General features: G+C 44.9%; 7 protein-coding genes. 6 read left to right on the top strand and 1 reads right to left on the bottom strand.

What is annotated here, in order from left to right; translation table 11 throughout:
- Positions 1-24 precede the first annotated feature (24 nt).
- The 6 genes from guaB to B2746_RS04120 all read left to right on the top strand — a co-directional run bounded on the left by guaB (position 25) and on the right by B2746_RS04120 (position 8,025).
- Positions 25-1,527 (top strand): IMP dehydrogenase, encoded by a 1,503-nt coding sequence (gene guaB / locus B2746_RS04145; RefSeq protein WP_290791254.1) that lies wholly within the window; start codon positions 25-27, stop codon positions 1,525-1,527.
- 29 nt (positions 1,528-1,556) lie between these two features.
- Positions 1,557-3,167 (top strand): apolipoprotein N-acyltransferase, encoded by a 1,611-nt coding sequence (gene lnt, locus B2746_RS04140; RefSeq protein ID WP_290791252.1) that lies wholly within the window; start codon positions 1,557-1,559, stop codon positions 3,165-3,167.
- Positions 3,164-3,931: an alpha/beta fold hydrolase gene (locus B2746_RS04135; RefSeq protein ID WP_290791250.1), complete on the top strand. Its 768-nt coding sequence runs from the start codon at positions 3,164-3,166 to the stop codon at positions 3,929-3,931. The genes lnt and B2746_RS04135 overlap by 4 nt, the downstream gene beginning before the upstream one ends.
- Before the next feature lie 17 nt (positions 3,932-3,948).
- A complete protein-coding gene (locus tag B2746_RS04130) occupies positions 3,949-6,600 on the top strand; it encodes a PKD domain-containing protein (protein ID WP_290791248.1) in 2,652 nt (883 codons plus the stop codon).
- 21 nt (positions 6,601-6,621) lie between these two features.
- A complete protein-coding gene (locus B2746_RS04125) occupies positions 6,622-7,386 on the top strand; it encodes an SDR family NAD(P)-dependent oxidoreductase (protein ID WP_290791246.1) in 765 nt (254 codons plus the stop codon).
- Between the two features lie 141 nt (positions 7,387-7,527).
- Entirely contained in the window at positions 7,528-8,025 is a 498-nt protein-coding gene (locus tag B2746_RS04120) for a hypothetical protein (protein ID WP_290791244.1), read from the top strand.
- A 155-nt stretch (positions 8,026-8,180) separates the two neighbouring features.
- Here B2746_RS04120 and sprA read toward each other — a convergent pair whose 3' ends face one another.
- Entirely contained in the window at positions 8,181-15,398 is a 7,218-nt protein-coding gene (gene sprA, locus B2746_RS04115; protein ID WP_290791242.1) for a cell surface protein SprA, read from the bottom strand.
- Positions 15,399-15,402: the final 4 nt, after the last annotated feature.

The raw sequence follows: 15,402 nt of genomic DNA, 5'->3' as shown, positions 1-15,402 counted from the left end.
CCAGGCATCGCCCTATCTTTGCACATGGCAACAAGAAAGACTACTCAACGTAAGCTCGATTTATCCCACAAATTTTTTGGTGAAGGCCTGACCTTCGATGATGTTCTGCTGGTTCCAGCCTATTCTGAAGTGTTACCACGCGAAGTTTCCATTCGTACCAAACTCACTAAAACCATAACGCTGCAGATTCCTATGTTATCGGCTGCTATGGACACGGTAACGGAAGCCCAACTGGCCATTGCCCTGGCAAGAGAAGGCGGAATTGGAATGCTGCATAAAAACATGAGCATTGAACGACAGGCGGAACAGGTTCGTAAAGTAAAACGCAGCGAAAGCGGCATGATACTGGACCCGGTTACACTTACCGCTGAAGCCACTATCGGAGATGCGCTTCGGCTCATGAAAGAAAATAAAATCGGTGGTATTCCTATTATAGATGCAAAGAATAAACTGGTTGGCATTCTCACCAATCGTGACCTTCGATTCGAAACAGCCAAGGCAAAAAAAGTGAGCGAAGTAATGACGAAGGACCGGCTGGTTACCGCACCGGAAGGAACGGATATGAAAAAAGCAGAAAAAATTCTGCAGCAACATAAAATCGAAAAGCTACCGGTGGTCAAAAAAGACGGCACACTGGCCGGATTAATTACCTATCGCGACATACTGCAACTGCAAAGTTTTCCGCACGCCAACAAGGACGCCTATGGTCGTCTGGTAGTTGGTGCCGCCGTTGGAATCACAAAAGATATGCTGGATCGCGTTGCAGCCTTGCAGCATGTAGGGGTGGATGTAATTACGATGGACTCTGCACACGGACATACCCGTGGTGTTATGGAAGCCGTAAAAAATGTGAAGAAAAACTTCAAACAACTTCAGATAATTGCCGGCAATGTTGGTACTGCTGATGGCGCAAGAGCACTTGCAGAAGCAGGTGCCGATTGCGTGAAAGTGGGAATTGGTCCGGGTTCCATTTGTACAACAAGAATAGTAGCAGGATCGGGTGTTCCGCAACTGACTGCAATTATGGAAGCATACAGTGCGCTACAGCCAATGGGTATTCCGCTGATTGCAGATGGGGGTATCCGTTATACCGGAGACATGGTTAAAGCACTGGCAGCCGGAGCAAATTGTGTTATGATGGGCAGCGTGTTTGCCGGAGTGGAAGAAAGTCCGGGTGAAACCATTATTTACGAAGGCCGTAAATTCAAGGAATACCGTGGAATGGGCTCTATTGGAGCAATGGCTCAGGGATCCAGCGACCGTTATTTTCAGGACGTGGAAGATGATATCAAAAAACTGGTACCTGAAGGTATTGAAGGACGAGTTGCCTATAAAGGACATCTGAAAGAAGTAGTGGCGCAATTTGTAGGCGGATTAAGAGCAGGCATGGGCTATTGCGGATCAACAGATATTGAAACGCTTCAGCAAACAGCCAGGTTTACCAAAATCACCAATGCAGGCATGAAAGAAAGCCACGCACATGATGTGGACATTACAAAAGAAGCACCAAACTATAGTAGGAAATAATTCAGAAGGGATGAGCTATTTTCGTAGCAATGAAGAAGTTTCATCCCTTTCTTTTATCAATCAGCAGTGGCTTACTGTTGTCGGCAGCATGGCCACCCATGCCTACCACCTTCCTGATTTTCCTGGCATTTATTCCCTTATTCCAATTACTTGAACAGGGCCCCTCAAGAAAAGCTTTTCTTGGCTGGTGTTTTCTGGCCATGCTGATTTGGAATTGTTTAACCACCTGGTGGATCTGGAATTCCACTGATGTGGGAACTATTGGAGCCATCCTGACCAATACTACATTAATGTGTCTGCCCTGGCTGGCACTCTTTAATGTGCAAAAAAGGCTGGGCAGCCGATTCAGCTACTGGACATTTATGGCCTGCTGGATTACCTTCGAATACATTCACCTTAATTGGGAATTAAGCTGGCCCTGGCTCACCCTTGGAAATGTTTTTGCAAACACCCCGGGTTGGATTCAATGGTATGAATTCACCGGAACAACCGGCGGTTCGGTTTGGGTACTGGCCCTTAATATTTTGCTGTTTCGTCTGCTTAAAACAAGACAACTACCTGCGCCAGCAAAGAAAAATGCCTCCTTTTTTCAGGTTGCAGCATTAGCTGTACTACCATTGATCCTATCATTTGCACTTAAACCGGCTGCCAATGAACAAAAAAATACTACCCAATCAGATGTAAAAAACATTGTAGTTGTTCAACCCAATATTGATCCCTATGCGAAATTTTCTCCCGGCACACAGCAGGATCAATTAAATCAACTGATCAGGTTAAGTGAAGCTGAAATCGACAGTCAGACTGTTCTGGTAGTTTGGCCAGAAACGGCCATTAATTCTCCCAATGGAATTGAGGAAGATAGTATTTATAAAAATGCTTCCCTTCAACCCATCTGGCAATTTCTTGCAAGGCACCCGGGCATCAAACTGGTATCGGGAGTGGAAGCCTATAATTATTTGCCGCCTGATACAAAATCGCCCTATGCCAGGGCCATCAGAGGAACGAATTTGTTTTATGAAGCGTACAATACGGCCGCCATTTTTGACAGTTCCGGTATGCTTAACCGTTATCATAAATCCAGACTGGTGCCGGGTGTGGAAACATTACCCTCTTTTCTCCGTTTTATGGACAGCTGGTTTGAACAATTCGGTGGAACATCCGGAGGTTATGCAAAACAGGAAGAGCGCACTGTATTAATGGATTCCGCAAGCGGACTGGCCATTGCGCCGGCAATTTGTTATGAATCAATCTATGGTGATTTCATGACGGGATTTATTCGGAACCATGCCAATATCATCGTCATTATTACAAATGATGGCTGGTGGGGAAATACAGCCGGGCATAAACAACACCTGGCTTATGCCCGCCTGAGAGCGATTGAAACACGTCGCTGGGTAGTGAGAAGCGCGAATACCGGCATCAGCGCATTTATAGATCCATCCGGAAAAATTATTCAGACGCAGGCATGGGATACTGCAGCAGCCATAAAAGAGCAGGTTCAACCCAGGGAGAACATAACATTTTTTGTTCGTTTTGGAGACTGGATATCATGGATCATGATTTTACTGGCGGTGTTATTGATTAGTTATTCAAGTTATATTTTTATTAAGAACCGCAATTCCAAAAATCAAAGAAAATGATGCACTATACTATAAGCGGCGAGGGAAAAACCGTGGTATTGATACATGGTTTTGGAGAAGACAGCCGGATTTGGAACCGGCAGGTGGAATGGATGCAAAAATCGTTTAAAGTAATTGTTCCTGATTTACCTGGTACAGGCAGGACGCCTGTTTCTGTTGAATTGACTATGGAATCCATGGCTGCCGGAATTAAACAGATTCTGGATAAAGAAGGTATTAAAAAATGTACCTTATTAGGCCATTCAATGGGTGGTTATATCAGTCTGGCTTTTGCAGAACTTTTTCCAGCACTGCTGGAAGGATTAGGTCTTTTGCATTCGAGTGCTTTTGCCGATAATGAAACAAAAAAAGAAGCCCGGCGCAAGAGCATTGATTTTATCAGCAAACATGGAGCAGGGCCCTTTCTGGAAGCATCAACACCCAACCTGTTTACGGAAAAAAACAGGATTTCGATGAATGAACAGATCAGGGAATTAACGGAGCGGCATCTATATATGGGACCGGCAGCATTGATCGCATTTTATAATGCCATGATTGCGAGGCCAGACCGTACAGAAATCCTGAAAACAGCCCCCTTTCCGGTGCTGTTTTTAATCGGCCGCGAAGATCAGGCCATCCTTTTTAGCGACTCCATGCAACAGGTTTATCTCCCTGAATTGTCCTATATTTATATACTTGACAAGTCCGGGCACATGGGCATGCTGGAAGAACCCCTGTTATTTAATAAAGCATTGTTTGATTTTCTTTCCGATCTGCCTGCGTAGTCGATCAACCATTTTGAATGAAAACAATTGGTATACTGCTGTTGGCTCTTATGGGATTCTGTTCCTCTCTGTTGGCTGCGCATATACGAGGAGGTGAGTTAACATACAGATACCTTGGTGCCGGTGCAACAGCAGATTCTTCCCGTTACGAATTAACATTAAAACTATACGTAGATTGTAGTGCCAGAGGAGATGGGCAATTGGATTCCGATGTAGATTTTACCATTTTCAGTAAAACTGGTGGTACAAGGTTTCTTAGATCTGTGAATGCCTCTTTATTAAGGGATCAGCGAATTGAATATGATCCCAATTCAAACCCCTGTATTCTCAACCCGCCTACTGATGTATGTTATCGTCTTCGCTATTATACAACTATTGTTACATTAGCAAACTCACAAGACGGTTATTCAATTGCTTTTCAGCGTTGTTGCCGAATTGATAATATCCGGAATGTGGCGGGCAATAGTGGAGATATCGGTGCTACCTATTCCTGCGAAATACCAGGCACCCGTGCACTGGCGGATGCAATCGATAATTCCAGTCCAACTTTCAATCCGAATGATGCCATCGCCATTTGCATTGGAACCAATTTCAACTTTGATTTTTCTGCAGAAGATGCCGATGGAGATTCACTGGTATATGATTTATGTGATGCTTATATTGGAGGTGGACGTGAGCCCGGCGCCTGTGTAACCTGTACATCACCCAACCCCACTTCCGCACCTCCTCACACCCGGGTCAATTACAATGGTGGATTCAGTGGTGCAAGTCCGTTGGGAGGTGGTGTATCTATCAACCGACAGACGGGATTGATTTCAGGTGTTGCGCCCAATGCAGTTGGCCAGTATGTAGTTACGGTTTGTGCCCGGGAATACCGGCAAGGCATCCTGATAAATACACATCGAAAAGATATTCATATCGCTGTATCCAACTGTCAGCCACTACGAGCATTTCTATCACCTGATTATAGTTTCTGCGACGATTTCAATGTTACCTTTCAAAATGGTCAGGCCAATCCTGCCGGAGCCGTCTATATCTGGAACTTTGGTGATGGCAGCCCAAATGATACCGTGCGCACGGCACTTGGACAAATCCAGCACCAATACACAGATTCAGGAACCTATACCGTTAAGTTGAAAGTATTGCTTGCAGCCGGACAATGTGTTGATTCCACTACTACGCTGGCAAGGGTTTATCCGGGATTTTTTCCGGGATTTGTCTTCAACGGATCCTGTGTACTGACTCCCTTCAATTTTATTGATACCACAAGAAGCCAATATGGAACGGTTAGTAAATGGTCCTGGAATTTTGGAGATGAAACCACCGATACGGATGTTGCCATAACCCAAAACCCTTCCTATAAATATAATTCGCTCGGCTTTAAAACAGTTACCCTCCAGGTGGAAAGCAATAAAGGTTGCAGGGGTACTGCGACGGCGCAGGTAGAAGTTCGGGATCGTCCGACTTTACTGCTGCCATTCAAAGACACGCTGATTTGCAGCATCGATGAACTGCCGCTGATTGCAACTGCACCGGGAACCTTAAATCCGGTTTTCACCTGGACACCCGGCACCAATATCCGCTTTGCCAATACACCCAATCCGGTAGTATTCCCTAAAACAACCACAACGTATAAAGTCAACCTGAATGACAATGGATGTACCGCAGATGATTCCGTGCTGGTTCGTGTAGTTGATCAGGTAACCCTGAGTGTTTCACCGGATACCACTATTTGTTTAACTGACCCGGTTCAGGTTACTGCCTTCGGCGATGGCCTTCGCTTTGAATGGACACCTGCTGCTGATTTTGATGATCCGAATTCTAAAACGCCCTTTGTTACACCCACTGCAACCACTATCTATTCTGTTTTGGCACGAATCGGTGGTTGTACTGCCACTGATCAGCTTACTATCCGTACTGTTCCCTACCCACCGGTGAATGCCGGTGAAGACAGGGTCATTTGTTTTGGAGATTCCTCTATGCTGATCGGAACCATTCAGGGGGCTTTCTTTAACTGGAGTCCACGGAGTTTTTTGTTAGACGAAAATACCCTCACCCCAATAGCATATCCCCGCTTTTCAACCTCCTATGTTTTGACTGTTACAGACACCATTGGCTGTCCGAAACCAAGTACAGATACCGTGTTGGTTGGTGTGCGTCCGCCAATTCCTGCTTTTGCAGGAAATGATACGGCAATTGTACTTGGACAACCATTGCAACTGAGGGCAAGGGGTGCCGAAATTTATCGATGGGAGCCTTCAACAGGATTAAGCGATCCCACTATTGCCGACCCTATTGCAAACATCACCCAGAGCCAAACCTATTCTGTTCGGGTATCCACACCGGAAGATTGTTTTGCTTATGATACCATCAATATTGCTGTTTATACGTCGGCTCCGGATATATTTGTCCCGAATGCCTTCACACCCGGACGAAATAACAATGCCCTGTTCCGTCCGATTCCTGTGGGTATTGCCCGAATTGAATATTTCAGGGTATTCAACCGATGGGGTCAGCTGGTATACAGCAGTGGAATAGCCAGCCAGGGCTGGGATGGTAAAGTGGCAGGACGGGATCAGGGCACCGACACCTATGTTTGGATGGTACATGGAACCGATTATACGGGTAAAACAATATTTAAGAAAGGTACCGTTGTTTTAATACGGTAATTAGCAGAAAGCAGCTTGAACATGACACATATTGCATTAATAACCGGTGCAACAGCCGGATTTGGACTGGCCACCGCACGTAAACTGGCAGAAAAAGGGTACCAGCTCATTTTAACAGGAAGAAGGGCCGACCGCCTGAAAGAACTGGAGACAGAACTCTACAATAAATTTGGAACAAAATGCCAGACCCTGGTTTTTGATGTGCGTGATAAAGAGGCTGTATTTCAGCAAATTGGGAATCTGGAATCCGATTGGAAAAAAATCGATCTGCTCTTTAACAATGCCGGACTGGCACTGGGCCGCGATTATTTTGAAGAAGCCGATATGGATGACTGGGAAACCATGATCGACACCAACCTGAAAGGGGTGATCTATGTAACACGTGCCATACTGCCGGGCATGATTGCAAATAAAAAAGGGCATATTATCAATATGGGGTCTATTGCGGCCAAAGAAATTTATGAGCGCGGTAATGTATACTGCGCCTCCAAACACGCTTTAGATGCCCTTTCCAGGTCTATGCGGGTCGATTTATTACGCCATGGCATCAAGGTTACGGCCATTCACCCCGGAGCTGCGGAAACGGAGTTTTCTGTGGTTCGTTTTAAAGGAGATACCGACAAAGCAACTGCTGTTTACGAAGGTTTTCAACCCCTGGAGGCAGAGGATATTGCAGAAACCATCTGGTTTTGCGCCAGTCGGCCAGCACATGTATGTATCAACGACCTGGAAATCACCTGCACCGCTCAGGCAAATGCTTATTTATTCCATAAGGATAATGGATAACACTTAAAAACCGGTCAACTTAGCGAATACCTTGTAAAAATCGGGGCCTGTCAACAATAGCAGGCCTCTCCTATCGTTTATTTCTGGAATTCCGAACCCTTTCAAAAACTGTATGGTTTTTGATGAATGAAAACTGATAGGATGAAAAACCTTATTACCACTGCCACTTTCCTGGTGGCTTGTATATGCACCCATTCGGTCCAGGCACAGGACCTTATCCGGCAGCAATCCTGCCAGACCAATACTGTTCAGCACCAGATCGACAGCCTCAAGCGATACTATTCTTCCAATGGATTTTCTCTGATGAGAGAAGCCAGCATGCAGATGGAAAGTCAATATGAAATGCCGATTATCGTTCCTCTTACACAGGGCGAATGGTACAGCTTTGTATATGTTGGAAATCCGGAATCCAGATTGCATGAAGTGCGCATGTATGATTACATGGAGAAAATGGTCATCTACCGTAAGAACCTGAAAAAAGATGCATCGGCCAATGTGATCAATTTCACGTATGAACCTGCATCAAGCGAATACCATATCATCAAACCGGTTCAGATCAACAATAAACAAAAGGATTTATGCGGCTATGTAATGTTGTTTAAACGAACGGATAAAAGAACCGCTACAACTGGAAAATAAAAAAACTAAAGAAGCCTGGAGTAATTCCGGGCCTCTTCAGTATAACCAACCGTCCTGTAATATTTTTCAGCAATGCTGTACAGCAAAGATACCACCTGCTGTTTTTTTCACAATACCCTAATGTGGTTATTCTTAACTGTTCAACATTGATTTCTTTATTGCTGTGCAAGTGAAATTCGAATCTGCAATCCTGCACGCGTAGTGGTTATTGGGGCGGATGTTGAAATTTTCGGTATCGTTCTTCGCTGATCAAAGAAAAGGCGAAGATTGATTCGGTTATTCAATACATAATCAATCGAAGGCGAAATGGTCACTACTTTTTGTCCGGCTGTTGGCAAGGCCGCTTCCTGATCGAGCCTGCTATTAGCTGTTGCATCATCGCGCAGGCCAAGATCCAGTCGCATATTCAGATCATTCGAGAGTTCTTTGGAAGCCTGTTTACTACCCGGCATTTTTATTTTAAAAGGAAGATTCAATCCTCTTTTCCGCCAACCCACGCCCACCGTAAATTCTTCCGAACGGGATTCACTCAACTGAAAATCGATCAGACTCAGACTCAGTTGCCGGCTCTTCTTATATTCGAAACGCAGGGTCAGCTGATTGGTGAACTGCATGTCGATATCAATAAATGGCGAGAATGCTTCAGAAATTGAAATATTCGGCACCAGGAAATAGGGATAAAAATTACCTGTGGCTGTATCAATAAAGCCAGGTGCATTCAATGCCAGCGGATCAGCATACATCAGGTTATTATTGAAGCTGTTCATGCTCAGACTGCTGTTATAGGCATGGGTCAGTGTTACATTGCTGAAGGTCTTTTCCAGTCCGGGTATCCTGGTAAGTCCGGTATAGGTAACCCGCCAGTTTGGTTTTGGTAAAATATTTCGGAATGGATTGGATCGTACACTGCTGTTTTCCTGCTCAATCAATGCAACTGAATTAGGATCCTTGTTGGTGTAAGCGGCTATGAAGGATGGAATCAAAACATCCTGCGCATATCGGCTGTAGCCGGTATAATAGCCATCCGACAATCGCTGATCAGCCGGGTCCAATGCATTCCAATATGGATTCTTCAAGGCATTACGCTCACTTAGAATAATCCGGTTTTCCTGGAAACGCTGGAAGGTTTCTGTTACCTTATTTGGTTCAAACTTTGCGAACAAAGTCTGGAAAGAAATATAACTAACATTGAAGGAGCCTGCAACATAGGGACTGAGCCTGGCAAAACTTCCATTCCCTACAGTATCCTTAAACAGTTCGGAATAATTTTTTCCAAATGATTTATCCAGGTTCAGGTCAATCATCAGATCACGTACCGGAATCAATTGCGCGGTGATACTTAAACGCTGGTTGAAATCCTGCCGGTTTAAATTATTCAGCAATGGATTATTCGTGATCAAACCACGCCGTGCAAAATCATTGATGAATGAAGTATCCGGTTGTTTTCCAAAAACGAAGCCCCAACCCGGTGCTGTAGTACGGGTATTCATTCCAAGGAACTTACTACTATCCGTATAACCTGCAAGTGAAGTTGAACCGGTTTCTGAATACTGTACACTTACACGTTTTACAGAAGTGATTATCCGGCCAATTATTTTCACCACTGTTCCAACCTGAGGTAAATCATTGGGGTTGCGTTTTACTTTGATTTTACCTTTCTTGTTTCTGGTTGTATCCGATGCAGACTTTGATTCATCTGAAGGAGCTGCCTGCGGAGCATCCCAGTCGATGGCCCGTAACCACCTTGATTTTGCATAGAGTCTGGTGAAATCCAGTTCCGCTGCCATATTTTTTTCCTGCCCATTGGTAATAAAATTACCCAGGCTTTTGGCGAATTCATCCTGTGAAGCAGTCAGCCAGTTATATCGGGCAGTATAACCTACCCGAATGGTAGTCCAATCTAGTATGGGTATACGGTTAGTTGGAAGCGTATAGGTAATATTAGCCGATTGGTCATACGTAACATTTCTTCCACCGCGCCAGAACAATTGCCACATCCGTCTTCTCTCATTCCGATCGAGTCTGCCGGAGTCTTCATCTACCCTTGCCCGATTGACAGCAGTAAAATCAATATTAAGCGAGCGGGTCAGATCCCAACGCAGATTATAATACCGATCAAACGTAAAATACTTATCATAGGTTTCCGGAATAATGCCTTTTGGTCCGCCTACATTTCTTGGGCGGATAGCACCAAACTGCCGGTTCACATCAGCACGGAAACTAAGCAGGGATGGGGCATAATTAAAATTGAATTCCTTCACCAGATCATACCATTTAGATGGCCCTTTGAATTTCTTCTTGAATGGCTCCCAGTATTTGGGTGTACCGGTGAAATTATATCCCAATCCTGCGCGATGCCTGGCCATTTCTTCTGATTCAATCAGCGGACTAAACCGTTCAACTTTGGTATAGGAATAACTGACATCAAAATTTTCAACACTGTAGATTTTTTGTTTTTTACCCGTTGTATTCAGTTTACGAACATTGGTAAAATTGATTGTTTTGGTAGTTGTTACATCCACCGCTTCATTTCGGATAGAATCCCGATCAGCTCCACTGGCCGCATTCAGTTTATCTTTCAGTTTAACATCCAGATCATAAGGATCATACTCAGGTGTTAAAACAGTTTGAGAATATCCTGCATAAACGGGTATTGAAATGCCTGCTTTTGCAGGTAATAGTTTGCCCAGCTCCAGATTTGCAGCGGCATCAATCTGAGTGAAATTTTCCCTGCTGCGCTCATTCACACGCTGCTCCAGATTACCAAATCCAATACTGCGTGCGGCGGCGGACATTGACACGGTTCCAAGATCCGCCAGTTTGATATCCACCCGGCCAGTTGCCGCCCATCCGCCACTTTCATCAAGAGAGGAAAGCCTTAATTCATTGAACCAGACTTCTGAGCAAACAGGGCTGCCTGAATTGTTTACAATTCCCATAAACATACCGCGCACTTCCCCCAGATTCGGATTACCAAATATGGCATAGGTTTTTCCATCATCGTCCGTTTCGGAATAATACAGATTGGTTTGAGTAGAACTGTTGCGGCTTAATTTAAGATTGATTAATCGCTGAATGGATAAATTCAATTCGTTCTGGGTTGGCCAAACAATATCGCCCTGCGAATCAGTATACCTGCCAAAAGGGGTAACTTTCAGGGGTATGCGAATTTCATAATAGTTCCCTACAAAATCATTCCCGAGTCGAATCACCGCTGAAAGATCATTATCCTGAATGGCCGGTGAACCAACCACACTTTCTGCGTGCACAAACATTTTCATTTCTCCATACTGACGCAGATCCAGGTTCATGGTTTTGAAAACACCCCGCCCATCTGTACTTGGCAGGTTACAAATTTTCATACTCATCGCCTGTTCGTTCTGAAGAATATTCACATTGTTATTACTCAATTGCTGCACCCGGAGAATGCCGGGAGGAATGAGGTAATTCACCGGTGAACGCGATCCGTTTTCTTCCACATTTACAGCCAGCACATTAAACTCAGTGGGACTATTTTCCGGAAGCGGCTGATAGGTTCCTGTGGTATCCAATTCAAAAGAAAAACGACGCCATTGGTTTCGAACCAATTCCAGTTTTGCAAAGCGGGTGATGACAGAATCTTCAAATCCGGTCAGGAACATCCGGATAAATCGAATGGATTTAAAATCAGGAATATTTCCTACTTTTTGCTCGTACTCCGCAATTGGAATCCGGAACAGATACCATTTCTGCTGAGGTCCTTCTCCTGCAATGATTCGTTCATCGGTAATATAGTTTTGTCCAACTACCAGATCCTGCGGACGAAGATTCACGCGGTACTGAAAATATTCTTCGAGTTCGTTTAAGGTGTTATCGCGGTTTAAATCTTCCTGATCCGGATATAATGTAAATGCAGTTGTTACTGTAGAGTTAGCTGCTGCAATTGGTGAGTTGCCATGCGGGTTGTTGATCTGTTTATAACGGGCAAGTATATCTCCATCGGGATTATTATAAAACTCATCGCGGTAGTTCCGGAAATTATCATTCGAAGGATCTGCAAGGGCTTGTTGATAGGCAGGTGAATTGGTGCCAAAGGTGGCTGCCAGCTGATTCAGATAAGAACTGAATTTTCTTCTTTCCGCTTCATCATCCAGGCCATCAAATCCCACATCCTGAAAGGGACGATCCGTTGGATCATTACTGAATGCAGTAGTAACCTGAATTGGATTATTGGGAGAATTACCCCAGGCAGAACTGGAATCAACCGCCGCCTGAATATTTGGAGTGGGCAATCCATTTTCAAAAAACCGTCGTCCGTCTCTTAATACATCTTCTGAAATATTACCCAGGTTGAAATACAATTGTCCGCCATTACTGTTGGGTTGCATTATAAACGGATCCTGCATCCAGAATTCAATAAACTCAACATTTCCTGTTTCAAAATCAACCTGATCGAGTCCGCGCATAATACCACCCCAGCGCTGTTGCGGATTCAGGAGTTTCCCATTGGCAGATACGCTACCCGGACGTGTATCATAGTTATAAGGTCCACGATCAGTTGGGTAATAGGCAAGGTCAAACGTAATCAACTGAGCGGTTCCATAATCCGGTGTACGTGCCGGGAATAATTGATTTTGTGTAACGGCCCTTACTCTCGGATCAAGGAAGTAATCATTCGGAAAATGGGAGGTCAACGGGTTATTGGGCGCCCGTCGGTCCTGCAGATTGGGTTCAATATTATACCAGGCCAGTTTGGCGCGATTAAATCCATATGCCAGGGAATCACTCAGCTCGCCTTCCGGAAACAATCCATTTCCCTGGGGTGTAGAGGCGAGACTCCAGTTAATCAAAGGGAATCGAAGATCAATGCTGTTTCTCGTTCCTTCAAAATCATCTACATAAATCAACCCGCTCTCCCCTTTACCAATTTGAGGCGGGTGACCGGGCTTAAGTATAGCACCTTCACCATAAGCTGTGATGGTACTCATTTCGGTGGTTTTATACACAGGAATTTTATCCAGCCACCTGGTAAGTCGGGGTGCATCTGCCCGATAGCTGAAATCCAATCCGTACATCGTGTTACGGATCGGGTCTTCATTATAATTCATTTTCGTAAAGAACGGACGTTCACCTAAACGCACCATTTGCCCCCCAAACGTAAAGGACTCCTTAACCGTATTGATGGCCATATAATCCCATCGAAGCCCCATATAATTTCGTTGCTGGATTCCGAAGGTGGCGTTGTTTTCAAAACCCACCTGTACCGGAATACCAGAATTCAGGATGGCCTGATTAATGATTTTTACCGAACCCAGGTTGTAGTCAACCATATAATCAATGCCTTCAACAAGTGTCCGTCCGCCTGAAGTAACCGTTACCGAGCCCTGTGGCACGTTAAATGCGCCCAGTGGTATATCGGAAGTTGCCTGCCCTTTAGCAGTACCGCTGATAATAAAGCGATCGAGATTGGCATAGGTTTTTGCTATTTCCTTGATGGTATCGTACAAGGGCTGGAAAAGGTATTTGTCTTTAATATCCTGTGATACTCCCTGAAATGCGACAGAATCAAGATCACGTCCGAAAGGTTCCAGGAAAGGAAAGATAATTCTGGCCTGGTTGGAGATTACCGTAAATCCTTCAATATAATCAAAGACCCCATCGGGTTGCGGATCGCGGTTATTGTTGAGCCGGTCCAGGTTCAGGACAGTAATCAGCGGGATACCCGTTTTTGGACCTTCTGGCAGGTAGCGCTTGGTACCAAGACTTGGTTCTTCATATAAAACGTTCAATTTAAAATCGGCCGGCTGAACACTGGATATATAACCACCATCCCTTGTACGCAGGGCATATACGTTTTTCATCATCAGGTCAAAAATGGGAAGGGTGGTTCTTTGCGAAGTTGCTTTCAGCATTTTCAGGAAAAGCACTTTCGGGTTACCGGCAATGATGGCGGTGGTATCTGGTGGAATATCCTGCGAAAACTCACCCACCTGAAAAATCCGTCCATTATAACTGTACTGAAAGGCAATACCCAATACCTCATCTGGTTGGAGTGGCTGGCTCAAAGAAAGGAAACCAACCTGGGGATTGAAATAATAATCGTTTGGTCCCAGTTTCCGTGCAAAGGTTTTTTCAAAATCCTGTACCGGACGCAAACCCAGACTTCCCAACTTAGCTGTAACCTGTGCTGAACGCCGGCTGGAAGGATCGGATGCAAGGGCCTGGTACAATCCGTTCACTGTATTGGCGGGAAGAGAATCGGGCCCGATTGGTGTAGGATAATTATAGGGAAAACGCTCGCCCAAATCAGCCAGGGCAACGATATCTCTGGTTTCGGTGGTGGCTCCATTCCGGTTGGTAACCCATACTTCCAACCGCAGAATATTAACCAGGGAATTAACGGCTGGCAGGCTACCCATCGCCCGGTTATAATTCTGCCGGAAAAAATGTGACATAAGGAAGTGCCGGTTCTCTTCATAATCATTCACCTTAAACTCAAAGTTGGTAGTTGCTGCACCGCCTACCAGGCCCAATGATTGCCGTTGAGCCCGCTGGTTGGCCAGGATTCCGGTTATAAAAAGTTTCCCGAATTGTAATTGTGTTTTGATACCAAAAAGAGATTGCGCCCCTGGTATGAGGGATCCTTTCGTGGAAAAGGACACATTCCCTGCTTCGATTCGTTTTATTATTTCATCGGGACCGCCGGTATAATCCAGTTTCAACTGATTTTCGAAATCGAAATTTGCCTGGGTATTATAGGTAATCGGCAATTTCATTTTGTTTCCGATATTACCCAATACGCTCAGGTTGGCATTCATATCGAAATCAAATCCGCCATTTTTTCTGGCTCTTTCGGGCAGGGTGGGATTTTTTATATTTTGTCCCTGGTAGCCCGCAATGATATCCACATTCCCCATTGGACGCACATCCACTTTTCCTCCGCCAAAAATGCGGTTGAAAAAACTTTCAGAAACGGAGAGTTTGGGTTTGATATTTTTTCGGTTGAGTCCGGTTAGTACATCCGCCCGTTGCCGGAAATAGTCTCTTTCCTGCATGGCCGCCCGATACCGCAGATACTCTTCGAAGCTCATGTAGGTGGGAGTTCTAAAATATTGATCCCCGATTTTTTCAACAATAAAATACTGTCGGGTAATCGGATCGTATTCCACCGTTTTATTGATATTGGAAGGATCGTTTAAATCAAAGGGATTGCGACTGATCCCTTGTTCTGCTCTTCTGTCCTGCAGGGGAAAGCGCATGGTATCCGGTGCAACCGGCCGGCTTGTATCTGCCGCTACCCGTCGGGTGGTATCCTGTTGGTAATAGCCTGCCTGAACCGGACAAACCATTGCCAGTGCCACTATTACGAAGAATAGGAGACGCCAATAAATCATGCGA

This window comes from Flavihumibacter sp. UBA7668 (assembly GCF_002483205.1).
GTDB lineage: Bacteria > Bacteroidota > Bacteroidia > Chitinophagales > Chitinophagaceae > Flavihumibacter.
The sequence above is the reverse complement of the archived record's forward strand: the minus strand, read 5'-3'. Positions and strand labels throughout refer to the sequence as shown.

Excerpts from the sequence above, each read along its gene's own strand:
- lnt (WP_290791252.1), top strand. The coding sequence starts at position 1,557 with ATGAAGAAGTTTCATCCCTTTCTTTTATCAATCAGCAGTGGCTTACTG.
- B2746_RS04135 (WP_290791250.1), top strand. The coding sequence starts at position 3,164 with ATGATGCACTATACTATAAGCGGCGAGGGAAAAACCGTGGTATTGATA.
- B2746_RS04130 (WP_290791248.1), top strand. The coding sequence starts at position 3,949 with ATGAAAACAATTGGTATACTGCTGTTGGCTCTTATGGGATTCTGTTCC.
- guaB (WP_290791254.1), top strand. The coding sequence starts at position 25 with ATGGCAACAAGAAAGACTACTCAACGTAAGCTCGATTTATCCCACAAA.
- sprA (WP_290791242.1), bottom strand. The coding sequence starts at position 15,398 with ATGATTTATTGGCGTCTCCTATTCTTCGTAATAGTGGCACTGGCAATG.
- B2746_RS04120 (WP_290791244.1), top strand. The coding sequence starts at position 7,528 with ATGAAAAACCTTATTACCACTGCCACTTTCCTGGTGGCTTGTATATGC.
- B2746_RS04125 (WP_290791246.1), top strand. The coding sequence starts at position 6,622 with ATGACACATATTGCATTAATAACCGGTGCAACAGCCGGATTTGGACTG.